This is a genomic window from Paenibacillus sp. D9 (assembly GCF_001188365.1).
GTDB lineage: Bacteria > Bacillota > Bacilli > Paenibacillales > Paenibacillaceae > Paenibacillus_O > Paenibacillus_O humicus.
On the sequence record NZ_JZEJ01000001.1, the window covers coordinates 468,378 to 489,856 of the forward strand.

The 21,479-nt window shown below is 59.7% G+C and carries 26 protein-coding genes; all 26 read left to right on the forward strand.

Going from position 1 to position 21,479, the window contains the following annotated elements:
• Positions 1 to 4 precede the first annotated feature (4 nt).
• Positions 5 to 1,078, forward strand: a complete 1,074-nt coding sequence (locus VE23_RS02095) for a M24 family metallopeptidase (RefSeq protein WP_049867184.1) — start codon at positions 5 to 7, stop codon at positions 1,076 to 1,078.
• A gap of 109 nt (positions 1,079 to 1,187) precedes the next feature.
• On the forward strand, positions 1,188 to 1,745 hold the full coding sequence (gene efp, locus VE23_RS02100) for an elongation factor P (protein WP_048748441.1): 558 nt from the start codon (positions 1,188 to 1,190) through the stop codon (positions 1,743 to 1,745).
• Between the two features lie 124 nt (positions 1,746 to 1,869).
• A complete protein-coding gene (locus VE23_RS02105; protein ID WP_049867185.1) occupies positions 1,870 to 3,123 on the forward strand; it encodes an aspartate kinase in 1,254 nt (417 codons plus the stop codon).
• A 559-nt stretch (positions 3,124 to 3,682) separates the two neighbouring features.
• Complete coding sequence (locus VE23_RS02110) at positions 3,683 to 3,949, forward strand: YqhV family protein (protein ID WP_021878237.1); 267 nt, start codon at positions 3,683 to 3,685, stop codon at positions 3,947 to 3,949.
• 99 nt (positions 3,950 to 4,048) lie between these two features.
• Complete coding sequence (gene spoIIIAA, locus VE23_RS02115; protein ID WP_049867186.1) at positions 4,049 to 5,056, forward strand: stage III sporulation protein AA; 1,008 nt, start codon at positions 4,049 to 4,051, stop codon at positions 5,054 to 5,056.
• Complete coding sequence (gene spoIIIAB / locus VE23_RS02120) at positions 5,053 to 5,571, forward strand: stage III sporulation protein SpoIIIAB (RefSeq protein ID WP_048748440.1); 519 nt, start codon at positions 5,053 to 5,055, stop codon at positions 5,569 to 5,571. The genes spoIIIAA and spoIIIAB overlap by 4 nt, the downstream gene beginning before the upstream one ends.
• A 13-nt stretch (positions 5,572 to 5,584) precedes the next feature.
• Positions 5,585 to 5,788, forward strand: a complete 204-nt coding sequence (gene spoIIIAC / locus VE23_RS02125) for a stage III sporulation protein AC (RefSeq protein WP_048748439.1) — start codon at positions 5,585 to 5,587, stop codon at positions 5,786 to 5,788.
• Positions 5,789 to 5,820: 32 nt separating this feature from the next.
• Positions 5,821 to 6,216: a stage III sporulation protein AD gene (spoIIIAD, locus tag VE23_RS02130; RefSeq protein WP_049867187.1), complete on the forward strand. Its 396-nt coding sequence runs from the start codon at positions 5,821 to 5,823 to the stop codon at positions 6,214 to 6,216.
• 7 nt (positions 6,217 to 6,223) lie between these two features.
• Positions 6,224 to 7,471, forward strand: coding sequence for a stage III sporulation protein AE (gene spoIIIAE / locus VE23_RS02135; RefSeq protein WP_049867188.1), 1,248 nt, complete (start codon positions 6,224 to 6,226; stop codon positions 7,469 to 7,471).
• Positions 7,472 to 7,504: 33 nt separating this feature from the next.
• Positions 7,505 to 8,290: a stage III sporulation protein AF gene (gene spoIIIAF, locus VE23_RS02140; RefSeq protein ID WP_049867189.1), complete on the forward strand. Its 786-nt coding sequence runs from the start codon at positions 7,505 to 7,507 to the stop codon at positions 8,288 to 8,290.
• Positions 8,291 to 8,324: 34 nt separating this feature from the next.
• Positions 8,325 to 8,981, forward strand: coding sequence for a stage III sporulation protein AG (gene spoIIIAG, locus VE23_RS02145; protein WP_307721785.1), 657 nt, complete (start codon positions 8,325 to 8,327; stop codon positions 8,979 to 8,981).
• A 145-nt stretch (positions 8,982 to 9,126) separates the two neighbouring features.
• The gene (locus VE23_RS02150) at positions 9,127 to 9,897 is read left to right on the forward strand and encodes a SpoIIIAH-like family protein (protein WP_049867190.1); all 771 of its coding nucleotides are present in this window, start codon (positions 9,127 to 9,129) and stop codon (positions 9,895 to 9,897) included.
• 224 nt (positions 9,898 to 10,121) lie between these two features.
• Positions 10,122 to 10,610 (forward strand): acetyl-CoA carboxylase biotin carboxyl carrier protein, encoded by a 489-nt coding sequence (accB, locus tag VE23_RS02155; protein WP_048746877.1) that lies wholly within the window; start codon positions 10,122 to 10,124, stop codon positions 10,608 to 10,610.
• Positions 10,611 to 10,641: 31 nt separating this feature from the next.
• Positions 10,642 to 12,018, forward strand: coding sequence for an acetyl-CoA carboxylase biotin carboxylase subunit (gene accC, locus VE23_RS02160; RefSeq protein ID WP_048746879.1), 1,377 nt, complete (start codon positions 10,642 to 10,644; stop codon positions 12,016 to 12,018).
• A 113-nt stretch (positions 12,019 to 12,131) separates the two neighbouring features.
• Positions 12,132 to 12,539: an Asp23/Gls24 family envelope stress response protein gene (locus VE23_RS02165; RefSeq protein WP_021880408.1), complete on the forward strand. Its 408-nt coding sequence runs from the start codon at positions 12,132 to 12,134 to the stop codon at positions 12,537 to 12,539.
• An 82-nt stretch (positions 12,540 to 12,621) separates the two neighbouring features.
• Entirely contained in the window at positions 12,622 to 13,182 is a 561-nt protein-coding gene (gene amaP / locus VE23_RS02170) for an alkaline shock response membrane anchor protein AmaP (protein ID WP_048746882.1), read from the forward strand.
• A 13-nt stretch (positions 13,183 to 13,195) separates the two neighbouring features.
• A complete protein-coding gene (locus VE23_RS02175; protein ID WP_021880410.1) occupies positions 13,196 to 13,426 on the forward strand; it encodes a DUF2273 domain-containing protein in 231 nt (76 codons plus the stop codon).
• A gap of 126 nt (positions 13,427 to 13,552) precedes the next feature.
• Positions 13,553 to 13,999, forward strand: a complete 447-nt coding sequence (nusB, locus tag VE23_RS02180; RefSeq protein WP_048746884.1) for a transcription antitermination factor NusB — start codon at positions 13,553 to 13,555, stop codon at positions 13,997 to 13,999.
• 75 nt (positions 14,000 to 14,074) lie between these two features.
• Positions 14,075 to 14,929, forward strand: coding sequence for a bifunctional methylenetetrahydrofolate dehydrogenase/methenyltetrahydrofolate cyclohydrolase FolD (gene folD / locus VE23_RS02185; protein ID WP_048746886.1), 855 nt, complete (start codon positions 14,075 to 14,077; stop codon positions 14,927 to 14,929).
• Between the two features lie 7 nt (positions 14,930 to 14,936).
• On the forward strand, positions 14,937 to 16,286 hold the full coding sequence (gene xseA, locus VE23_RS02190; RefSeq protein WP_048746889.1) for an exodeoxyribonuclease VII large subunit: 1,350 nt from the start codon (positions 14,937 to 14,939) through the stop codon (positions 16,284 to 16,286).
• A 5-nt stretch (positions 16,287 to 16,291) separates the two neighbouring features.
• Complete coding sequence (gene xseB / locus VE23_RS02195) at positions 16,292 to 16,555, forward strand: exodeoxyribonuclease VII small subunit (protein ID WP_048746890.1); 264 nt, start codon at positions 16,292 to 16,294, stop codon at positions 16,553 to 16,555.
• Positions 16,552 to 17,463 carry a polyprenyl synthetase family protein gene (locus VE23_RS02200; protein WP_049867191.1) on the forward strand — a complete coding sequence of 304 codons (912 nt, stop codon included), beginning with the start codon at positions 16,552 to 16,554 and terminating at the stop codon, positions 17,461 to 17,463. The genes xseB and VE23_RS02200 overlap by 4 nt, the downstream gene beginning before the upstream one ends.
• A gap of 99 nt (positions 17,464 to 17,562) precedes the next feature.
• The gene (dxs, locus tag VE23_RS02205) at positions 17,563 to 19,458 is read left to right on the forward strand and encodes a 1-deoxy-D-xylulose-5-phosphate synthase (RefSeq protein ID WP_049867192.1); all 1,896 of its coding nucleotides are present in this window, start codon (positions 17,563 to 17,565) and stop codon (positions 19,456 to 19,458) included.
• A 95-nt stretch (positions 19,459 to 19,553) separates the two neighbouring features.
• On the forward strand, positions 19,554 to 20,393 hold the full coding sequence (locus VE23_RS02210) for a TlyA family RNA methyltransferase (protein WP_049867193.1): 840 nt from the start codon (positions 19,554 to 19,556) through the stop codon (positions 20,391 to 20,393).
• Positions 20,394 to 20,547: 154 nt separating this feature from the next.
• On the forward strand, positions 20,548 to 21,021 hold the full coding sequence (locus tag VE23_RS02215) for a hypothetical protein (protein WP_232312998.1): 474 nt from the start codon (positions 20,548 to 20,550) through the stop codon (positions 21,019 to 21,021).
• A gap of 3 nt (positions 21,022 to 21,024) precedes the next feature.
• Positions 21,025 to 21,474, forward strand: a complete 450-nt coding sequence (gene ahrC / locus VE23_RS02220; protein ID WP_021882313.1) for a transcriptional regulator AhrC/ArgR — start codon at positions 21,025 to 21,027, stop codon at positions 21,472 to 21,474.
• The last annotated feature ends 5 nt before the right edge of the window (positions 21,475 to 21,479 follow it).

The following is a 21,479-nucleotide window of genomic DNA, read 5'->3' on the forward strand; positions in this document are numbered from 1 at the left end:
CGCGATGACGAAGCAACGAGTGGAGAAGCTGCGGGGCAAGCTGGAAGAACAGGGATTGGAAGCGCTGCTTGTCGGCAGCCCGTACAATCGGCGATACATAAGCGGGTTTACAGGATCTTCGGGCTGGGTGCTGCTCACGTCTTCGAAGAGCTGGTTTCTGACCGACTTCCGCTACACGGAGCAGGCGGCGGAGCAGGTGCAAGGGTTCGAGATCGTCGAGCATGCAGCCGATTATATGGAGTCCGTCCGCGAGCTGCTCGCTGCGGAGGGCATAACGCGTCTGGGCTTCGAGCAGGAGCATACGGTCTACTCCAACTATGTCCGCTGGGGACAGGTTCTCGGCTCTATCGAGCTCGTGCCCGCAGCCGGCATCATCGAAAGCCTGAGGGCCGTCAAGGACGCCTCGGAGCTGGCGATCATGCAGGAAGCGGCGGATCTGGCCGATGCGACCTTCGATTATATCAAAGGGCTGATCAAGCCCGGCATGAAGGAATCCGATGTCGCGCTTGAAATGGAAGTCTTCATGAGAAGCCGCGGCGCGACATCGTCCAGCTTCGACACGATCGTCGCCTCCGGCGAGCGCTCGGCGCTCCCGCACGGAGTCGCGAGCGGACGCGTCATCGGCAGCAACGAATTCGTGAAGCTCGACTTCGGCGCCTTGTACAACGGCTACTGCTCGGACCTGACCCGCACGGTCGCCGTAGGCGAGCCTTCGGCCAAGCACCGCGAAATTTACGAGATCGTGCTGGAAGCCCAGCTGCACGCCCTGGCGAACATCCGCCCGGGAATGACCGGCATCGAGGCCGACGCGCTGGCCCGCGACGTCATCGCCAAGCATGGCTACGGCGACCAGTTCGGCCACAGCCTTGGACATGGCCTCGGCATGGAAGTGCATGAGAAGCCGAACCTGTCCAAGCGCAGCGACAACGTTTTGACCCCCGGCATGGTGGTAACGGTGGAACCCGGCATCTACATTCCCGGGTTTGGAGGCGTCCGCATCGAGGACGACATCGTCATCACCGAGAACGGGATTCAAATATTGACAGCTTCGCCGAAGGAACTTATTATCCTTAGCTAGCCCGACAGCCGAAGCGTCATGCTTCGGCTTTTGGACACTAAGTCTCCTCATCGCAGCGTCCAAGCGGAAACGTCGTTTCCGCATCACCCATTTACAGGAGGAATCACCCGTGATTTCAGTGAACGATTTCAAGACAGGCCTTACCATCGAAGTGGATACCGACATTTTCAGCGTCATCGAGTTCCAGCATGTCAAGCCGGGCAAGGGCGCTGCGTTCGTCCGCTCCAAGCTGAAGAACCTCCGCAACGGCAACATCGTGGAGAAAACCTTCCGTGCAGGCGAGTCGCTTGGCCGCGCACATGTCGAGAACCGCGAAGTCCAATACCTGTACAACTCCGGCACGGAGTACACGTTCATGGACAACGAGTCGTTCGACCAGTTCAATCTCGACAAAAAGCAGCTGGAATGGGAAATCAACTTCCTGAAAGAAAACATGAACGTCAACATTTCCAGCTACAAAGGCGAAATCATCGGCATCTCGATCCCGAACAGCGTGGATCTGAAGGTAACCGAAACCGAGCCGGGCGTGAAAGGCAACACGGCTCAAGGCGCTACGAAGAACGCAACGCTCGAAACCGGCTTCACGGTTCAGGTACCGCTCTTCATCAACGAAGGCGACCAGCTGCTGATCGATACCCGCGAGGGCCGCTACATTTCCCGCGCGTAGTTCCATTCCACTGTCAAGGCCGCCGGCGGGCGGCCTTTTTTTTGTTTATCTTCTATCTCTTTAAAGCGTGAATGTGATATAATCGGTACTTGTATAATCAGCTAATGGTTGGGAGTGAACAGCGGTGTCGTTGATCGTGATGAAGTTCGGCGGCAGTTCGGTCGGCACGACGGAAAGGATGCAGAGAGTCGCGCGGCGGATTGTGGAGAACAGGGATGCGGGGCATAAGGTCGTCGTCGTCGTATCCGCGATGGGGGATACGACGGATGATTTGATCGACAAATCCAGGGAGCTGAATCCGAACCCGCCAGCTCGCGAGATGGATATGCTGCTCACGACGGGGGAACAGATATCGGTCGCCCTGCTGTCGATGACGATACACGGGCTTGGCCGGCAGGCTGTCTCCATGACGGGATGGCAGGCGGGAATCCGCACGGAAAGCGTCCATGCCAAGGCGCGGATTACGGATATCCGGCCGGATAAGATCCACGAGGCGCTCCATGACGGGCAGATCGTCATCGTCGCCGGCTTCCAGGGCATGACGGAGGACGGGGAGATCACGACGCTCGGCCGCGGCGGCTCCGACACGACGGCTGTCGCGCTGGCGGCCGCGGTGCAGGCCGATGTATGCGAGATTTTCACGGATGTGGACGGCATCTACTCGACCGACCCTCGCGTCGTCAAGAACGCGCGCAAGCTGGACGAGATTTCCTACGACGAGATGCTTGAGCTTGCGAACCTCGGAGCTGCGGTGCTGCATCCGAGGGCAGTCGAGTATGCGAAGCAGTACAACGTGAAGCTGGTCGTCAGATCCAGCTTCAACCACAATGAAGGAACGACGGTCAAGGAGGAAGCGGTCATGGAACAAGGAATCGTAGTGAGCGGCATCGCATTCGACAAGGATGTCGTCCGCATCAGCATTCTTGGCGTCGAGGATGTGCCGGGCGTGCTTGCAGGCGTGTTCGGAGCGCTTGCCGACGGCGGCATCAATGTCGATATCATCGTGCAGAGCGGAGTCATGGGCGGCAAAGCCGACTTCAGCTTCACGATCGGCAGCGGCGACCGCGACAAGGCTCTTGCCATCATCGAGGGCAACCGTTCCGCCGTTCCTTACCGCGAGACGACTTCCGAGGACGAGCTCGTGAAGGTTTCCATCGTAGGCGCGGGCATGGTCAGCAATCCGGGCGTTGCGGCCAAGATGTTCCGCGTGATGGCCGAGCTCGGCGTCAGCATCAAGATGGTCAGCACCTCCGAGATCAAAACGTCCTGCGTCATCGAGTCGGGTCCGCTGCAGGATGTTGTCCGAGCTCTTCATACGGCTTACGGCCTCGATACGGCCGATCAGGTTTTTGTCGGCGGCCCTTCCGAGCGCCGATAGCCATCGCCAACCCGAACTCCCTCAAGCGGCCGCTTGAGGGAGTTTTTTGCGTTCAACCTTTGGATTTATCGGGCATTCGAAGCGCAAGCCCCGATCCGTCTCCCGATCGGAGCGGCCTGCCGGCTCTGCGATTCTATCGGATGGCCGTTTCCTTGAACCGCCCTGTTGAAAACCCGATCGATAGAATAGGAAATTTCCTTGCTAAACGCTTAGAATTTTCCCTTCCCAAACGCTTTGAATGCCCCCTTTTTCCCTCCCCAAACGATTCCGTTCTTTCCTTCCCTATCGCTTCGAGATCTTCCTCGCAGACCGCGCCTTTCTTTCCTATCGCGGAATCATGGATAGAATCCGTCCTCCGCTCTACGCCGCAATCGCCTCCAAGCAGCCCTTGCCGTATTCTCCCTGCGCATACAGCCTCTCCAATCGCTGGCTCCGAAACGGCTGCCGCCTTCTTTCTCCTCCGAGCGCTGCTATATGTTCAACAAAGCATAGGGCTTGCCATATTTGAAGACAAGCCGGCATAGGCTTGGTTATACGATGATGGAAAGAAGGGGTCGGAATGATGAATAAAGTTGTCGCGACGATGGCTTCGCTGCGCCTGCTGTCGGGTTCCATCGAGATTATGGCGGCTCTTCTTATGCTGCGCCTCAATCAGATCGATAAAGCGCTCGTCATCAATTCCTCGCTTGCATTCGTCGGGCCGGTCGTTCTGCTGACGACGACGGCGGTCGGATTGATCGGACTGTCGGACAGGCTATCGCCTGCCAAGCTGGCCTGGATCGCGGTCGGAATCGGCTGCCTGCTGATCGGGATCTTCAAGAAATAGTCTGCAAGTCTATGAACCTTCTTGATAGCAAGCGGCATAATGCGTCCTGACAAGCATACAAATAGGGTATAGGACATGCGGAGGAAGGAGTGAACGCCAATGTTGAAGCTGATTGCGCATCTATTGCCGCCGGAGCTGTATGAGCGGCTTCGCCGGCTGCCTGATTCCGTGCATGCGGGTCTGGAAGAGATTCGAATCCGTGAGGAACGGCCGCTGGAAATCGTCAGCCTCGACAAATCGGGATTTTTGACGGAGGACGGCGGATGGAGCAGCAACCCGCAGCAGGCGTTCAGGCCTTCCGGCGAGCTATGCCGCAAGCTGCTCGGCAGGCTGACCGGGCATTCGCTGTACGCGATGGAGGAAGAGCTCAGGAAGGGCTACATCACCGTGACCGGAGGCCACCGGGTAGGATTGGCCGGCCGGACCGTCCTGGAGCGGGGCGACGTCAAGGCGATCCGGGATATCGGCGGCTTCAACATTCGGATCGCCCGCGAAGCGGTCGGCGCGGCAGACAAGCTGGCGCAGCAGCTGGCGGATGCGGCGAGACGGAGCATCCATTCCACGCTGCTGATCGGTCCGCCGAGAATGGGCAAGACGACGATGCTGAGGGATCTCGCCCGCATCGTCAGCTCGGGCGCCTGGCCCGATACCGCCATGGCCGGATGGCCGGGGAGAAGGGTGGCCATCGTGGACGAGCGGTCGGAAATCGCCGCTTCCGTCAAAGGGGTGCCTTCCTTCGATGTCGGTCCGAGGACAGACGTGATGGATGCTTGTCCGAAAGCGGAAGGGATGATGATGATGCTCCGCTCCATGTCTCCCGAAGTCATCATGGCCGACGAGATCGGCAGGCCGGAGGATGCGGCAGCCGTCCGGGAGGCGGCCCATTCCGGAGTCGCGATCGTGGCGACCGCCCATGCCTCCAGCCTCGAAGAAGCGAGGGGCAGGCCCATTCTGAGGGAGCTGCTGCATGACGGGGCGTTCAGCCGCTGCGTCATTCTCGGGAGGAGCAGGAGCGGCTTCGAAGCTCGGGTCGTCGCGCTCCAGCACGCTGCGCCGACGGCGAGAGAGCCGACAGCGGCGCGTGCTGCGGGGGAGGCGGGAACATGATCAAGGCAGCCGGTGCCGTGCTTATCCTGCTTGCCGGCACGATGATCGGATTTCTGCAGGCGGCCCGCTTCGCCAAGCGTCCGAGGCAGCTGCGCGAGCTCATCCACGGCCTGCAGCGCCTCGAGACCGAGATCGGCTACGGCTACACGCCGCTTCCGGAAGCGATGCGCCGCACAGGCGCCCATATGGCGGAACCGGCCGCTTCCATCTTCCGCCTGACTTCGGACAGGCTGGAAAGTCCGGATGCCCCCGCTTTCGAAGCCTGCTGGGAAGAAACGCTGGCCGGCTGCTGGCCGGGCACCGCGATGCGGAAGACGGAGCTGGCGACGCTGAGGCGGCTCGGCTCCACGCTGGGAATGAGCGACCGCGAAGATCAGCTGAAGCATCTCCGGCTCGCGCAGCAGCAGATGCAGGCGGAAGAAGACGGTGCCCGGGATGACCAGGCGCGTTACGAGAAGCTGTCCCGCTCGCTAGGCATTCTCATTGCCGCACTGGTCGTCATTTTGATGGTTTAGGGGTGCCGAGTACATGACCATGGATATCAGCGCCATCTTCCAGATCGCCGGCATCGGCATCATCGTGGCCATGATCCACACGGTGCTTAAGCAGATGGGGAAGGAAGACATGGCGCACTGGGTGACATTGATCGGATTCGTCGTCGTACTGTTTATGGTCGTCCGGATGCTCAACGAGCTGTTCCAGGAAATCAAGACGATCTTCCTGTTCCAGTAGCGGCGGCATTCCGCGGGTCAGGAGAATGGATTATGGAGATTGTGCAAATCGCGGGAATCGGGCTGCTCGCCGCGATTCTCATGCTGGTGCTCAAAGAGCAGAGGCCGCTGTTCGCTTTTTTGCTCGCCATGTTCACAGGGGTATTCATCTTCCTCATGATGCTGGGCAAGATCGATGCCGTCATCGGCACGATGCAGCAGCTGGCCGAACGCTCCGGCATCCCTTCGGTGTACTTGAAGACGATCCTCAAAATGATCGGAATCGCGTATATCGCCGAATTCGCCTCTCAGATCATCCGGGATGCCGGAGCCGAGAGCGTGGCCTCGAAGGTGGAGTTCGCCGGCAAGGTGCTGATTCTCGTCATGGCCGTCCCGATCATCAACGTCATTGTGGAGACCGTGGTCGGCCTGCTGCCGGCGGGGGGGTGAAGGGGCGATGCGGCTGCTGATGCGCTGGCTTCAGGCAATCGGAATCAGTCTCGTCATCTGGCTGGCCATGCCGGGAACGGGGGCTTGGGCGGCAAGCGGTCCGGCGGAGCCGTCCTTGCAGGCAGCCCGCCAGGACGACGGCTCGCAAGCGGCCGCGGACCTCAACGACAAGCTGGCCAAGGAGCAGGCGCAAGCTTACGGGACGGATACGGTTGAAGCGTACTGGAACAAGCTGGTCACGGAGTACGGCGGTTATTTTCCGGACGGATCGATGCCGAGCTTCGTCGAGATGATCACGCCCGGCGGCGAAGGCCTCAAGCTCGGCACCGTGCTGAGCGGCTTGATGAAGATGCTGCTGCATGAGGTGCTCTACAACGGCAAGCTGCTCGTCTCCATTGTGCTGCTGGCGATATTCAGCAGCATCCTGCAGACGCTTCAATCGGCGTTCGAGCGGAACATGGTCAGCCAGGTCGCCTACTCGGTCGCCTATATGGTGCTGATCGTGCTTGCGGTGAACAGCTTCCACGTCGCGATCGGATATGCCCGGGACGCGATCGAGTCCATGATCCAGTTCATGATGGCGATGATTCCGCTGCTGCTGACGCTGATTGCCAGTACGGGAAGCGTCGCGACCGTCACTCTTCTTCATCCGGTCATCATTTTCATGGTCAACACGGTCGGAACGCTGATCTACACGATCGTTTTCCCGCTCTTCTTCTTCTCGGCTGTCCTCCATATCGCCAGCTCTTTGAGCGACCGCTTCAAAGTGACGCAGCTCGCCAATCTGCTGAGGACGACGGGCGCGGGAATACTCGGGGTCATGCTGACCATCTTTCTGGGAGTCATCTCGGTCCAGGGGGCGGCAGGAAGCGTGACGGACGGAATGACGCTGCGGACGGCCAAATTCATCAGCGGCAGCTTCGTCCCGGTCGTAGGAAGGACGTTTTCGGATGCGGCCGATACCGTCATTTCGGCATCCATGATGGCCAAAAATGCGGTCGGTCTCGCGGGAGTCATCATCCTCCTCTTCCTCTGCGCTTTCCCGGCGATCAAGATTCTGGCGCTGGCCGCCATCTACAATGTCAGCGGGGCTGTCCTGCAGCCGCTCGGCTCCAGCCCGATTACGACCTGCCTGCTGACCATCGGCAAGACGATGCTGTTCGTGTTCGGAGCTCTTGCGGCGGTAAGCCTGATGTTCTTCCTGGCTGTCACCATCATTCTCACGGCAGGCAATGCGATGATCATGATGCGTTGAGGCAGGCAGCGCGGATGAAAGGAGTCGAAGCCGATGCTGGGCTGGTTCAGCTCCTGGCTCAAGGATGTCATTTCCGTCATTCTGCTCGCCGCCATCGTGGACCTGCTGCTTCCGAACAAGTCCATGCAGCGTTACGCGAGGCTTGTAACCGGCCTGATCGTCCTGCTCGTCATTCTGACGCCTCTGCTGAAGCTGGCTCAGGGAGACATCCAGGGGAAGCTCAGCGAGACCATCAAGGACTGGGACCGCGAAGTGCGGGACTCGAATGTCAAGATGCCTTCGCTGGACGATATTCTGCGGAAGGCCGAGGAGACTTCGGGCCGTTCCAGACAGCAGGCAGCCGAGCTGGCGCGGACGAAGCTCGAATCCGAGGTGAAGGCGGCTGTCGAGCGGCAGACCGGGTTCGGCGTAGCTTCGGTGGCTGCTTCGGTATCGTGGGATGGCAGCGGCAACGGAACGGTATCCGGCGTTGTCGTCACGCTGGCAGCGGCGGGCGGGAGTTCAGCCCCGTCTTCGGCGGATAGCGGCATGGCCGCTGGAGCGGGAGAAGTCTCTCCGGTGGACATCAGGATGGACCCCCTCCGCGTTCAGGCGGGGGATGCCGCCTCCGGCGGCGCCTCCTCGGAAGCGGCGATGGCTCCTGTAGAAGAGCCGGGCGCTGAAGATGGCAGTACGATGCATTCCGGGGAAGGAACAGAGGCTGGAAACGACAGCCCGTCCGCGGCTCCGGCGCAGGCCGCTGCCGAGGTCAGGAGACTGGTCGCGGCCGGTTGGGGGCTGCAAGACCGCCAGATCCAAGTATGGCTGGAGAAGGAATGAAGAGAGGAACCGTGCATGGCGGAGAGGAGGGGCAATGGTGGGCAAATGGCTGGAAAAGCTGGAGCAGCTCGCCGGCGGCGGTCCCGCAGGGCCGGGCCGCGTCAAGGCGCTGAGATGGCTTCTGCTTCTGGGATGCATAGGAGCGGCGCTTATGATTGCCGGCAGTCTGCTGGATTTCCGCCAAGTCGGCACGACCGGCACCCATCAGGGAGCCGATCCGCCCGCTCCCGGCTCCGGCGGCGATCAGAGCGCCTTCATCGGCAAGACGTCGCCTGACGGAACAGACTTCTCGAGCATCGAGCAGCCTCTGGAGAACAGGCTGAAGGAGATCTTGGAGCAGATTGTCGGCGTCGGAACCGTGAAAGTGCTCGTCACGATCGATTCGACGGAAGAGATGGTGTGGGGCGTAGATCCGAACAACTCCCAGTCGGTGACGGATGAGAGCGACAAGAACGGCGGCAAGCGCCACATGACTCAGGTGACGAGCAGCGGCAAGATCGTCATGTATGAAGTGTCCGGGGAGCAGAAGCCGGTCGTGACCAAAATCATCAAGCCGAAAATCCGCGGAGTGCTGGTCGTCGCCAACGGGGCGGAAAATGCTGCCGTGAGGCGGATCATGACCGAGGCGGTGGAGAAGGGGATGGATGTTCCCCTCTCGGCAATTTCAATCGTTCCGCGCAAGACGGGCTGATCCATCCTGGACGGCGGGCGCAAAAATCAAAGCAAGGAATAAGAGTAGAGCCGAAGCCGAAGCCAAAAGAAGCCGTAGCAAAAGAATCCGAAACCGAAGCCGAATCCAGCCCCAATGGTCAACCATTTTAAGGAGGTCAAAGACAATGAATTCGAAACGTCAAACGGTATGGCTCGTATCCATGCTCAGCCTGATGGTCATTCTCTCCGCTTACTATCTGTTTACCGACAATTCGGGACAGAGCGCGCTCAAGGACACGGCGCAAACGCAAGGCGCGTCTTCCGGCGCGACGGAAGTATCCGGCGCCGCAGGCGTTGAAGTGCAGGATATGGTCGTCACTCCCGGAGATGAAGCTCAGGCCGCCGATCCTGCGGGTAAAACGGATGCAGGCGCGGCTGCGGACGGCGTCAAGGATTCCGGCAGCAAGGCAGGCACGGATGCGGCAGGTCAAAAAACGGATGGACAAACGAAAGCCTCCGATGCGAAGGACGGAGCGAAGGAAACCTCTGCGGCAACGGGCATCAGCCCCGAGGACCAGGCGGTGCTCCAGCAGTTCGAAGCGGGATCGGCTGCCGGCCAGTTCACCGAGCTGAGCGAAAAAAGCCAGGATAAAGTGAGCAAGCTGTATGACGGCATCATGAAAAAAGTAAACGATCCGAACCAGACGGCAGACGGCTCCGCCAAGGCGCTGGCCGAGCTCGACAAGTTCGAGAGCCGCCAGGACAAGATCGAGAGCCTTCGCAAGGATCTCGGAGCGAGCTTCAAAAACGTCGTCATCGACGAGAACGACGGAGCGGTGACGGTCGTAGTCCAAAGCGAAAAGCTGCAAAGAAGCGAGGCTGCTTCCATCATTGCGAAAGTTAGCACTTCGCTGAATGTCAGCGCGGGCAGCGTGCTTGTGAAGTATCTCCCATGACGGAGCGAAAGAAGGCTTTCCGGATCGTTCCGGGAAGCCTTCTTTTTGTTTGCGGCAGGGAAGCATCGATGCCCGGCGATTGACCTCTCGTGTTCGAATAGGGCTTGTGCTATAATACAGTACGTCATGGCCGCATGGAGGGCTCAGCCCCGCAGTTCCGTCCGGCAAGCAATTAGAGCCAGGGGTTATTCCGATCCCCGTACCCGCCCTAAGGAGTGAATTACATGTTCAAGCTTAGCGAAATCAAAGAACTGATCAAACTGATCGACCAAACTTCCGTGCAGGAACTTGAAATCGAGAACGAAGGAACCCGCCTGCTGATCCGCAAGCCCGGCAAAGCGGAAACGGTCGTTTATCAAAGCGCGCCCCAAATTCCTACATATACCCAGCCGCAAATGACGCCGCAGCCTGCTGCCGCAGCCGTTCAGGCTGCGCCGGACGCATCCGCGGGCTCTGCGAATGAAGGAGAGAAGCTCCACAATATCGTGTCTCCGATGGTAGGCACTTTCTACACCTCCTCTTCCCCGGACAACCCTCCATATGTGACCGTCGGCAGCAAGGTCAGCGACAAGAGCGTCGTCTGCATTCTGGAGGCGATGAAGCTGATGAACGAGCTGGAAGCCGAAGTGCGCGGCGAAATCGTCGAGGTTCTCGTCGAGAACGGCCAGCTGGTGGAATACGGCCAGCCGCTGTTCCGCGTCCGTCCGGAGTAATGACAGGTTCCGAGGAAGGAGACAGATCGCTTTGAAATTCCAGAAGATCCTCATTGCCAACCGCGGCGAGATCGCCGTGCGGATCATCAGGGCGTGCCGGGAACTCGGCATCGCCACCGTGGCTGTATATTCCGAGGCGGACCGCGAATCGCTGCATGTCCGCCTGGCCGACGAAGCGTACTGCATCGGGCCGACGCTGTCCAAGGACAGCTACTTGAATCTGACCAACATCATGAGCGTGGCGACCCTGACCGAGTGCGACGCCATCCATCCGGGCTACGGCTTCCTTGCCGAGAACGCGGACTTCGCGGAGATCTGCGAATCCTGCAACATCACGTTCATCGGCCCTTCGCCTTCCGCCATTACGAGAATGGGCGACAAGGCGATGGCGAAGCAGACGATGAAGGATGCCCGCGTGCCGATCATTCCCGGTTCGGACGGCCTGATCGAGGATCTGGACGACGCCATCCGCGTCGCCAGAGGAATCGGATACCCCGTCATCATCAAGGCGACGGCAGGGGGCGGAGGCAAGGGCATCCGGATCGCCGAGGACGAGGACACGCTGATCCAGCAGATCACGACCGCCCAGCAGGAAGCCCAGAAGGCTTTCGGCAACGCAGGTGTCTACCTGGAGAAGTACCTCACCGGCATGAAGCATGTGGAAATCCAGATCATGGCCGACCGTCACGGCAATGCCGTCCATCTGTTCGAGCGGGACTGCTCCGTGCAGCGCCGCCGCCAGAAGCTCGTCGAGGAAGCGCCTTGTCCGGTTCTAAGCCCGGAGCTCCGGGAACGGATGGGACAGGCGGCCGTGCGCGCGGCTCTCGCCGTCGAGTATTGCGGCGCCGGCACGCTTGAATTCCTGCTCGGTCCCGACGGACAGTTCTACTTCATGGAGATGAACACGAGGATTCAGGTCGAGCATCCTGTAACCGAGATGATCACGGGCGTCGACCTGATCAAGGAAATGATCTCCGTGTCGGAAGGCAATCCGCTGTCGATCCGCCAAGAGGATCTCCGCATCGACGGCTGGGCGATCGAATGCCGGATCAACGCCGAGGATTCCGAGCGCGGCTTCATGCCTTCGCCCGGCAAGATCGGCTTTTACCTGCCGCCTGGCGGCATCGGCGTCCGCGTCGACAGCTCCGCCTATCCCGGCTACACGATCTCGCCGCATTACGATTCCATGATCGCCAAGCTGATTGTCTGGGCGCCGACCCGCCAGGAAGCGGTCAGCCGGATGAAGCGCGCGCTGTCCGAATTCGCGATCGAAGGCATCAAAACGACGATTCCGTTCCATCTGAAGCTTCTCGAGCATCCGATTTTCCTTGGCGGCAGCTTCGACATCAAGTTCCTCGAGGATTACGACGTGAACAAGCCCTACGGCGACGAAGCTGCGGATGCCTGAATCCGTTTGTCATAAAACCCGTGGAATGCTATAGTATAGGAATATGAATCGGATGAGCCTCCGGTTGCGGACCGGAGGACACCTATCATCAAGCGGGAGGTGCGTCAAGGCACATGAGCATCATGGCAGCGGATTACGAGAAAACGGACATCGGCACGATCCAGATCGCGCCGGAAGTCATTGAGGTCATCGCAGGCCTTGCGACGATCGAGGTCGAAGGCGTGGCCGGCATGAGCGGCGGACTTGCGGGCGGCATCGCCGAACTGCTCGGACGCAAGAACTTGTCCAAGGGCGTCAAGGTCGAGGTCGGGCACAAGGAAGCGGCTGTCGACGTGTCCATCATCGTGGAATACGGCAATCCGATTCCCGAGATCGCAGCCGAAATCCAGCGCAATGTCAAAAAGTCGATCGAGATGATGACGGGACTTATCGTCGTTGAAGTAAACGTACATATTCATGACGTCTACTTCAAATCCGGCGAAAGCCCTGTTGAAGAGGACTCTGCCCTAAGAGTCAAATAAATAAGGAACCGTCACCCCCTTGTGATTGGGCTGCCGCTCGGCGCAAGGGGGTTTATTCCGCTTTATGAGGAGGAGCATCTGGTTGAGCCGAATTGTTGATCGTCTTCTTCTGTTTTTATTTTCCCTGGCCGTCTTGATTTTGTGCGTGCTCGCGATCGCAACCGGCACTGGAGGAGTCGGCAAGGACTCCGCCTCGAGCTTTCTGGCCGATTGGATGAAGATCGGGACGTCCGTGAACATCGCTGTCATCATCGTATCCGTCGTCCTGCTGCTCATCGGCCTCCGGCTGTTCTTCGTCTCCATCCGCGTCAAGGGAAGCAGCTCTTCGTCCATCGATCAACGCAACGACTTCGGCGACATCCGGATCTCGATCGAGACCGTAGAGAATCTCGTGCTCAAGGCAGCCGGAAGGCAGCGCGGCGTCAAGGATCTCAAAGCCCGAATCACGACGGCGGAATCCGGCCTGGATATCGCGGTGCGCGCGGTCGTGGACGGCGAGACGTCGATACCTCATCTGACGGAGGAGATTCAGCGGGCGGTCAAGGATCATGTGGAGGAAATCACGGGCATTCCGGTTGCGGCCGTCTCCGTTTTCGTCGCCAATGTCATCTCGTCTCCTTCTTTCAAGAGCCGCGTAGAATAGGAGGCAGGCAACCATGTGGAGAGAATGGTGGGAACGATACGGAGGACGGGCTGTCGGCGTCGCCGCGTCGCTGTTCCTGGGCATTATCTTTTTGATATCCGGTTTTTGGGACATGCTGTTCGTCGCCCTGCTGCTGTGGGCCGGATATACAGCCGGCTACCGCAAGGATACCGGCGGGGAACCGCTGTTTCCGTGGAGACGCCTGGCCGAATGGCTGGGAGAACGTTTCCAGCGATATCGCTGATTACTGTGGTCTCCTCCGTACTCCGGACAGCAAGCCTCTTCCAAGCGGGGCTTTTCGGAGCAGGGAGGAGATCATAGGTATTTTTGGGGGATTCCATACAAAGTCATTTCTTGCTCAGGAGGCATTATGAAACGAAGGTTAGCGCGTCAAATAGCGGTACAAGGGTTGTACCAGATGGAAATGAACGAAGTGACGGCGGAGGAAGCCGTCGTCATGCTTCTTGAAGAGGCACGCCAGGAAAACGAAATCGGCGCGGACAAGATGGAGGAAGGCGAGACCGGCGGTTTTGCGAAGGAGCTCATCCAAGGCGTCATCGAGCGCAAGGCGGCCATCGACGGCATGCTTCAGCAGTATTTGACCGGCTGGCAGGTGGAGAGGCTTTCCCGCGTCGATCTTCAGGTGCTCAGGCTTGCCTGCTACGAGCTCGTTTTCCGGACGGACGTTCCGCCCAAGGCGGCGGTCAACGAAGCGATCGAGCTGTCCAAGCATTTCGGGACGGACGAGTCCGGCAAGTTCGTCAACGGCGTGCTGGGACGGCTGATTGCGGAGCTGGACAAGCTGAAGACCGAGTAAGGAAGCTTGCGAACGGTCGGGCCGCCTAGGCATGACGGCTTGACGAGCCAAACAACCGAGGGGAGAGATCGGCGCGTGAGTGCAAAAGTCATTGACGGAAAGCGCATAGCGGGAGAAGTTCGTTCGGAAGTGAAGCTGGAGGCGGAGAAGCTGAGGGCTTCCGGCATCGTGCCGGGACTGGCGGTAATTCTCGTCGGAGACGATCCTGCTTCGGCCGTGTATGTGGGCAGCAAGGAAAAGACTTGCGCGGAAATGGGCTTCCACTCCGAGGTCCATCGCTTGCCTGGGCAGACGACCCAGGAAGAGCTTCTGGAGCTGGTCGGCCAGCTCAACCGGAACGAGTTGATCCATGGCATTCTGGTCCAGCTGCCGCTTCCTCCGCATATAGCGGAGAAAGCGGTCATCGACGCGATCAGCGTCGAGAAGGATGTGGACGGCTTCAGCCCGCAAAGCACGGGCAATCTCGTCATCGGCGACGAAAGCCTGCTGCCCTGCACGCCTGCAGGCATCATCGAGCTGATCAAGCGCAGCGGCCATGAGATCGCAGGCAAGCATGCCGTCGTAATCGGACGCAGCAATATCGTCGGCAAGCCGGTCGCCATGCTGCTGCTCCGCGAGAATGCGACCGTGACCGTCTGCCATTCCCGAACGGAGAATCTGGAGGCGATCGCGTCCACCGCGGATATTCTCGTCGTGGCCATCGGCAAGCCCAAGGCGATCGGGCCCGGCTGCATCAAGCCTGGAGCCGTCGTCATCGACGTCGGCGTCAACCGGCTCGACAACGGCAAGCTTGCTGGCGATGTCGATTACGAGGCTTGCCTTCCGGCGGCCGGGGCGGTCACTCCCGTGCCTGGCGGCGTAGGACCGATGACGATCGCCATGCTGATGCACAACACGCTGAAGGCTGCTCGGCGAGCGGCGGGAGTGTGACCAGCCGATGGCCGATACACCGCGGATTTATTCCATCAAAGAACTGAACCGGTATATCCGGATGAAGCTGGAAGGCGACAGGCTGCTTGGCGATGTTTGGCTGCGCGGCGAAATTTCCAACTTCACCCACCACTCCAGCGGGCATATGTATTTTACGCTCAAGGACAAGGACAGCCGGCTCAAATGCATCATGTTCGCCAGCCATAACCAGCGGCTCCCCTTCATTCCCAAAGAGGGAGCCAAAGTCATCGCCCGCGGCAACATTTCCGTGTACGAACGAGACGGCAATTATCAATTCTATGCAACCTCCATGCAGCCGGACGGACTTGGAAGCCTGTACTTGGCCTTCGAGCAGCTGAAGGCAAGGCTGGAGGAGGAGGGCCTGTTCCGCGAAGAACGGAAGCGGGCGCTTCCCCGGTATCCGGCTGTCGTCGGAGTCGTTACTTCTCCTACAGGAGCGGCGATCCGGGACGTGATCATTACGCTGCGGCGCAGATATCCTGCCGCGGCGATTCTTGTCTATCCGGCGCTTGTGCAGGGGAAAGCCGCTGCCCCGTCCATCGTGAAGGGCATCGAGGCCTTCAATCGCCATGGACAGGCGGATGTCCTCATCGTCGGCCGCGGCGGCGGCTCGCTCGAGGAATTATGGGCGTTCAACGAGGAGTCCGTAGCCCGTGCGATTTCGGCCTCCGCCATCCCGGTCATTTCAGCGGTCGGACATGAGACCGATTTCACCATTGCGGATTTCGTAGCCGACAAGCGCGCAGCTACGCCGACGGCCGCCGCAGAGCTGGCTGCGCCCAATATGGCGGAGATTGGGGAGTATTTGGGAAGGCTGAACCAGCGCCTCGCCGCAGCGGCCCGAAGCGCGGTCGGCAGCCGCAAGGAGCGGCTGCTTCGGGCAAGGAGATCGCCCTACTTCGTCCATCCGCGCCGATATCTGCTCGACCAGGCGCAGCGGCTCGACCGGCTGAGGGAGCGTCTGGAGGAGAAGATCCGCCGCCAGCCCGACAAAGCCGGGGACAGGCTGCTCCGGCTGCGCAAAGTTCTGCAGGCGCATGATCCCAGCGGAAGGGCGGCCGCTGCCGCCAAGCAGCTGGGCCGGACGAAGGCGAGGCTGGAGAAGGCGGTGCGCATGGCCGTCAAGGACAAGCGCGGCCAGGCCGCAGCTGCCGTCAGGCAGCTCGACTCGCTCAGCCCGCTCAAGGTCATGGCCCGGGGTTACGGCCTTGTGTTCGACGAGAGCGAGAACCGCATCATCCGTTCCGTCAAGGAGCTGTCGCCGGGCGATATGGTCCGGGTGAAGCTTCAGGACGGAAAAGCACAGTGCCATGTATGGGCGATAGAGGAGGAGTGAGCCGCATGAAGGCTGAAAATCAGGAACCGGCCATGAGCTTCGAGGAAGCGATGGAGAAGCTGGAATCGATCGTCGATCGTCTAGAAGGCGGGGACGTTCCGCTGGAAACGGCGATCGACCTGTTCCAGGAAGGGATGAAGCTGTCCCAATTGTGCGGAGGCAAGCTGGAGCAAGTGGAGAAACGGATTGAAACGCTGCTGGAGTCGGGGTCCGAATTCCAGACCCAGCCTTTCTCGGCTGCCCAGAACGATCGGGAGGATGTCCTGTGATCGATACGACGACGTTCAAGGAGTATTTGTCGGCATCGGCCTTGCGGGTGGAAGAAGCGCTTGCGGCCAGCCTGCCTCCTTCATGGGATGTGCCGGGCACGCTTCGCGAATCCATGTCTTACTCCCTCTCTGCCGGAGGCAAGCGGATTCGTCCCGTGCTCGTGCTGGCTGCCTCGGAGGCGGCCCGCGGAGATGCGCGCGACCAGGAGGCTGCGCTGTCCGTAGCATGCGCGGTAGAGCTTATCCATACGTATTCGCTCATCCATGACGATCTTCCGGCCATGGACAACGACGACTTTCGGCGCGGCAAGCCGACCAACCATCGGGTCTACGGCGAAGCCATGGCGATTCTGGCCGGCGACGCCCTCCTCACGCATGCTTTCTATTTGACGGCAGAGGCCAGAAGCAAGGGAGCGGATCCGGGCGTACTGCTGGACATAACCGCCGATCTGGCGCGGCTCTCCGGCGCAGCAGGAATGGTTGGCGGGCAGGCGGCCGATATGAAGGGCGAGCAAGGGGTAACGACGCTTAAGGAGCTTGAATATATCCATGAGCACAAAACCAGCGATTTGATCGTATTTTCCATTCTCGCCGGAGCGCGCCTCGGGGGCGCCGGCGAAGAGGCTTTGAAGCATCTGGGCCTGTTCGGTCGAAACATCGGGCTCGCGTTCCAGATCCAGGACGATATTCTCGACCTGATCGGCGACGAGCAAAAAATGGGTAAGAAAACAAACAGCGACACGGCCGCAGGCAAGGTCACGTATCCTTTCCTGATCGGCATGGATGAAAGCCGCCGCTTGATGGAGCAGCTGACAAGCGACGCCAAGGAGGCTCTTGGCCGCGCCGGGCTGGCGAAGCCGGCAAGGCTGCTGGAAATGGCGGACTACCTGTTGAAGCGGGACCGCTGACCTTGCTGGGTTCGTGTCGTTTTGTATGATATAATGGTGAATAATGTGTATTGACGGAGCGGCGATCGATACCCGCTCAGGAAAGCGAGGAACCTTATCGTGCTGCTCGACAACCTCAACGGACCTCAAGATCTCAAGAAGCTGGCCTTGCCGGAGCTGGATCAGCTCGCGGCCGAAATCCGCGAATTCCTTATCCGCAAGCTGTCGGCGACCGGCGGGCATCTGGCCCCCAACCTTGGCGTCGTCGAATTGACTCTTGCGCTCCACTATTTGTTCAACAGTCCGGAAGACAAGTTCCTGTTCGACGTCGGACACCAGTCTTACGTCCACAAGATCCTGACCGGCCGCATGGACCGCTTCGACAGCCTGCGCCAGCAGGGCGGGCTGTGCGGCTTCATCAAGCGCAGCGAAAGCGAGCATGACGTATGGGAGGCAGGCCACAGCAGCACCTCCCTCTCGGCCGCAATGGGCATGGCGCTGGCGCGGGATCTGCAAGGCGGCAGCAACAAGGTCGTCGCGGTCATCGGCGACGGCGCCCTTACCGGCGGCATGGCGCTCGAAGCGATGAACCATATCGGCCACGAAAAGAAAAACCTGATCGTCATCCTGAATGACAACGAGATGTCGATCGCCCCGAATGTCGGAGCGATGCATCAGTATCTCGGCCGGATCCGCACGGACCGGCATTACCAGAAGGCGAAGGAAGAGCTGCAATCCCTTCTCCAGAAAGTCCCCGCGATCGGCGGCAAGCTGGCGAAGACGGCGGAGCGGTTCAAGGACAGCGTCAAATATTTGCTGATGAGCGGCATCCTGTTCGAGCAGTTCGGATTCCATTATCTCGGTCCGGTCGACGGCCACGACATGGGCCAGCTGCTGGATGTGCTGCAGCAGGCGGGCAACGTGCAGGGACCGGTTCTCGTGCATGTCGTTACCGTCAAGGGCAAAGGCTATACGCCGGCCGAGAACGATTCGTTCAAATGGCACGGGGCTTCTCCGTACAAGATCGAATCCGGCCAAATGCTCAAGGCGGTCGGACCGCCGATGTATACCGAGGTGTTCGGCGATGCGCTCATCGAGCTGGCCGAGCGCGACGAGCGCATCGTGGCGGTCACTCCGGCGATGCCGGCAGGATCCGGGCTGATGAAGTTCGCGACGCGCTTCCCCGGCAGGATGATCGACGTCGGCATTGCGGAGCAGCATGCGGCGACGATGTCGGCGGCGATGGCCATGGAAGGGATGAAGCCGGTGTATGCCGTGTACTCCACCTTCCTGCAGCGCGCCTACGACCAAGTCGTCCATGATATTTGCAGGCAGAACGCGAATGTCATTTTCGCCATCGACAGGGCGGGCTTTGTCGGTCCAGACGGCGAGACGCATCACGGCGTGTACGATATCGCCTACCTGCGCCATATTCCGAACATGGTGCTGATGATGCCCAAGGATGAGAACGAGCTTCGCAACATGATGAAAACGGCCGTCGATTACAACGAAGGCCCGATCGCGATCCGCTATCCGAGGGTGAACGGAACGGGAGTCGAGATGGATCCCTTCATGACGCCGATTCCGATCGGCACCTGGGAGACGGTCCGCGCAGGCGAGTCGGCGGCGGTCATCGCGGTCGGACCGATGGTCCAGGCAGCGGAAAAAGCCGCCGAGCTTCTGAAGCGGGAAGGTCTTTCCCTTCGCGTGGTCAATGCCCGCTTCATCAAGCCTCTGGATCACGCCATGCTTGATTCCTTGGCGGATGAGGGCATTCCGCTTCTCGTCATGGAGGAAGGCTCGCTCCAGGGAGGGCTTGGAAGCGCCGTGCTGGAGCATTATGCCTTGAGCGGGCGCACGGGCGTCCAGGTCCGGCTGATCGGCATACCGGATGAATTCATTGAGCATGCTTCCATTGAGGAGCAGCGCGCGGAAGTAGGGTTGACGCCGGAGCGTCTGGCGGCCGAGGTCTTGGGACTGCAGCCGAAGCGCAAGCGGGCGACGAACCAGCTATGACGGCAATGGCCTGCGGCGTTCTCACGCTGCAGGCCATTTTTTTGGTCAGGGAAACGAATGCGAGCCCATAATCATAACAAGCAGAGGAGAAAGCGATGTCTTCCAAAGAACGAATCGATGTGCTGCTCGTGGAGCTGGGATTTTTCCCGAGCAGGGAAAAGGCGAAGGCGGCTCTGATGGCCGGCCTTGTGCTGGTGGACAACGAACCCGTGGACAAGAGCGGGATGAAGGTGGACCGCGAATCCGATATCAAAGTCAAGGGAAGCGTCCATCCTTACGTCAGCCGCGGAGGTCTGAAGCTGGAGAAGGCGATCCGTGAATTCGGGCTTGATCTCGCCGGCCGCACGATGCTCGATATCGGGGCTTCGACAGGAGGGTTCACGGACTGCGCGCTTCAGCATGGAGCCGGGCACGTCTATGCGATCGACGTCGGGTACAATCAGCTCGATTGGTCGCTTCGCCAGGACTCGAGAGTGACCGTGATGGAAAGGGTCAATTTCCGTTTCATGACTCCCGAGGACATCCAGGGAGCCAGGCCGGATTTCGCTTCCATCGATGTATCCTTCATTTCGCTTAAGCTCATCCTGCCTCCCCTGTCGCAGCTGCTGGCTGCCGGAGCGGATGTCGTGGCGCTGATAAAGCCTCAGTTCGAAGCCGGCCGCGAGAAGGTCGGCAAAGCCGGCATCGTCCGGGAGCCTGCCGTGCACAGGGAAGTGCTGCATTCGGTGCTTGAGGCTGCGGACGCATCCGGCTTCGCTCTCGTCGGCCTGACGTATTCGCCGATAACCGGCGGCGAGGGCAACATTGAGTTTCTGGCGCGCTGGAAGCGGCTAGGCGGAGAGGAAAAAAACGCTGCAGGAGCGGCCGGATGGTCGGGCGAGCAGATCGGCCAAGTCGTCCGGGAAGCCGGGGAGAGATTCGGCACGGGCAAATAAATTTCTTCCAGCCCCACTTTACAGACAAACGCATGTTCTGGTATTCTGGAAACAACAAACAAATGTTCGGGGATAATTCTCACTCTCCATGAAGGAAATGCAGCAGAAAAATCGAATTCATCCCTCACCGCCGCTTGCGGGAGGAGGGAAGATCGTGGATCTGTTCGTCATGGTTGCGGCAGCTCTGCTAATCGTCTATTGGGGGTACCGCGCCTTCTACAATTGGCTCCATCAGCCGCGAGGAATGAAGCGGCTTGTGCTGGGAAGAGGAGAACTGCTTGAACCTGACGATGCCCATGTGCTCTTTCTGGAATCACGGGGATATGAAGTGTTGTCCGGCAAGCACAAGGTTCCTATCGCCGTGGAATTGGACGGTCAGGAATTGTACAGCCGCCTCTACATCGATTATGTGGCGGAATGTGATGGACTTATGTACGCGGTTAAGATCAGCCGCGAGCGCCAGCCTATGGATTGGACGGGCAGCGGCCTGCGCGATCGGCTGCTGGTTTTCAGCCTGCTGATGCCGGAGCTGGAAGGCATTCTGGTCGTGGATCCGGCGGAGCGCTCGATAAGAACGGTCAAGTTCGATTTAGAAGATACCAAGAGGCCAAGAACAAGGGAGGCATAAGGGATGAAAGGTCTTCGTCATGTCAAGATCAGGGAGATCATCGGCAGGAGCGTCATCGAAACCCAGGACGAGCTGGTGGAAGCCCTGCGTGCGACCGGGCTGCAGGTGACCCAGGCAACCGTGTCGAGGGATATCAAGGAGCTGCAGCTCATCAAGGTGCCTGCCGAGGACGGCAGGTACAAGTATTCATTGCCGCAGGAGCAGCGCTTCGTACCCGTCAACAAGCTCAAGCGTTCCATGCTGGACAACTTCCTCGGGGTGGATCAGGCTGACAATCTGGTCGTCATGAAGTGCTTGCCCGGAACAGCCAACGGAATCGCTTCCCTGCTGGACGGCATGGAATGGCCGGAGATCATGGGAACGATTTCCGGCGACGATACGATTTTGATCATATGCCGCAAGAAAGAAGGCGGCAGCAAGATCGTCGATCTGCTGCTCGGCATGATGAACTAATACCA

Bases quoted from the DNA above. Each gene is read 5' to 3' on its own strand.
- VE23_RS02095 (WP_049867184.1), top strand. From the start codon at position 5: ATGACGAAGCAACGAGTGGAGAAGCTGCGGGGCAAGCTGGAAGAACAG.
- VE23_RS02110 (WP_021878237.1), top strand. From the start codon at position 3,683: ATGATGAATAAAGTTGTCGCGACGATGGCTTCGCTGCGCCTGCTGTCG.
- spoIIIAA (WP_049867186.1), top strand. From the start codon at position 4,049: ATGTTGAAGCTGATTGCGCATCTATTGCCGCCGGAGCTGTATGAGCGG.
- spoIIIAB (WP_048748440.1), top strand. From the start codon at position 5,053: ATGATCAAGGCAGCCGGTGCCGTGCTTATCCTGCTTGCCGGCACGATG.
- spoIIIAC (WP_048748439.1), top strand. From the start codon at position 5,585: ATGACCATGGATATCAGCGCCATCTTCCAGATCGCCGGCATCGGCATC.
- spoIIIAD (WP_049867187.1), top strand. From the start codon at position 5,821: ATGGAGATTGTGCAAATCGCGGGAATCGGGCTGCTCGCCGCGATTCTC.
- spoIIIAE (WP_049867188.1), top strand. From the start codon at position 6,224: ATGCGGCTGCTGATGCGCTGGCTTCAGGCAATCGGAATCAGTCTCGTC.
- spoIIIAF (WP_049867189.1), top strand. From the start codon at position 7,505: ATGCTGGGCTGGTTCAGCTCCTGGCTCAAGGATGTCATTTCCGTCATT.
- spoIIIAG (WP_307721785.1), top strand. From the start codon at position 8,325: ATGGTGGGCAAATGGCTGGAAAAGCTGGAGCAGCTCGCCGGCGGCGGT.
- VE23_RS02150 (WP_049867190.1), top strand. From the start codon at position 9,127: ATGAATTCGAAACGTCAAACGGTATGGCTCGTATCCATGCTCAGCCTG.
- accB (WP_048746877.1), top strand. From the start codon at position 10,122: ATGTTCAAGCTTAGCGAAATCAAAGAACTGATCAAACTGATCGACCAA.
- VE23_RS02165 (WP_021880408.1), top strand. From the start codon at position 12,132: ATGAGCATCATGGCAGCGGATTACGAGAAAACGGACATCGGCACGATC.
- VE23_RS02175 (WP_021880410.1), top strand. From the start codon at position 13,196: ATGTGGAGAGAATGGTGGGAACGATACGGAGGACGGGCTGTCGGCGTC.
- nusB (WP_048746884.1), top strand. From the start codon at position 13,553: ATGAAACGAAGGTTAGCGCGTCAAATAGCGGTACAAGGGTTGTACCAG.
- xseA (WP_048746889.1), top strand. From the start codon at position 14,937: ATGGCCGATACACCGCGGATTTATTCCATCAAAGAACTGAACCGGTAT.
- xseB (WP_048746890.1), top strand. From the start codon at position 16,292: ATGAAGGCTGAAAATCAGGAACCGGCCATGAGCTTCGAGGAAGCGATG.
- VE23_RS02210 (WP_049867193.1), top strand. From the start codon at position 19,554: ATGTCTTCCAAAGAACGAATCGATGTGCTGCTCGTGGAGCTGGGATTT.
- ahrC (WP_021882313.1), top strand. From the start codon at position 21,025: ATGAAAGGTCTTCGTCATGTCAAGATCAGGGAGATCATCGGCAGGAGC.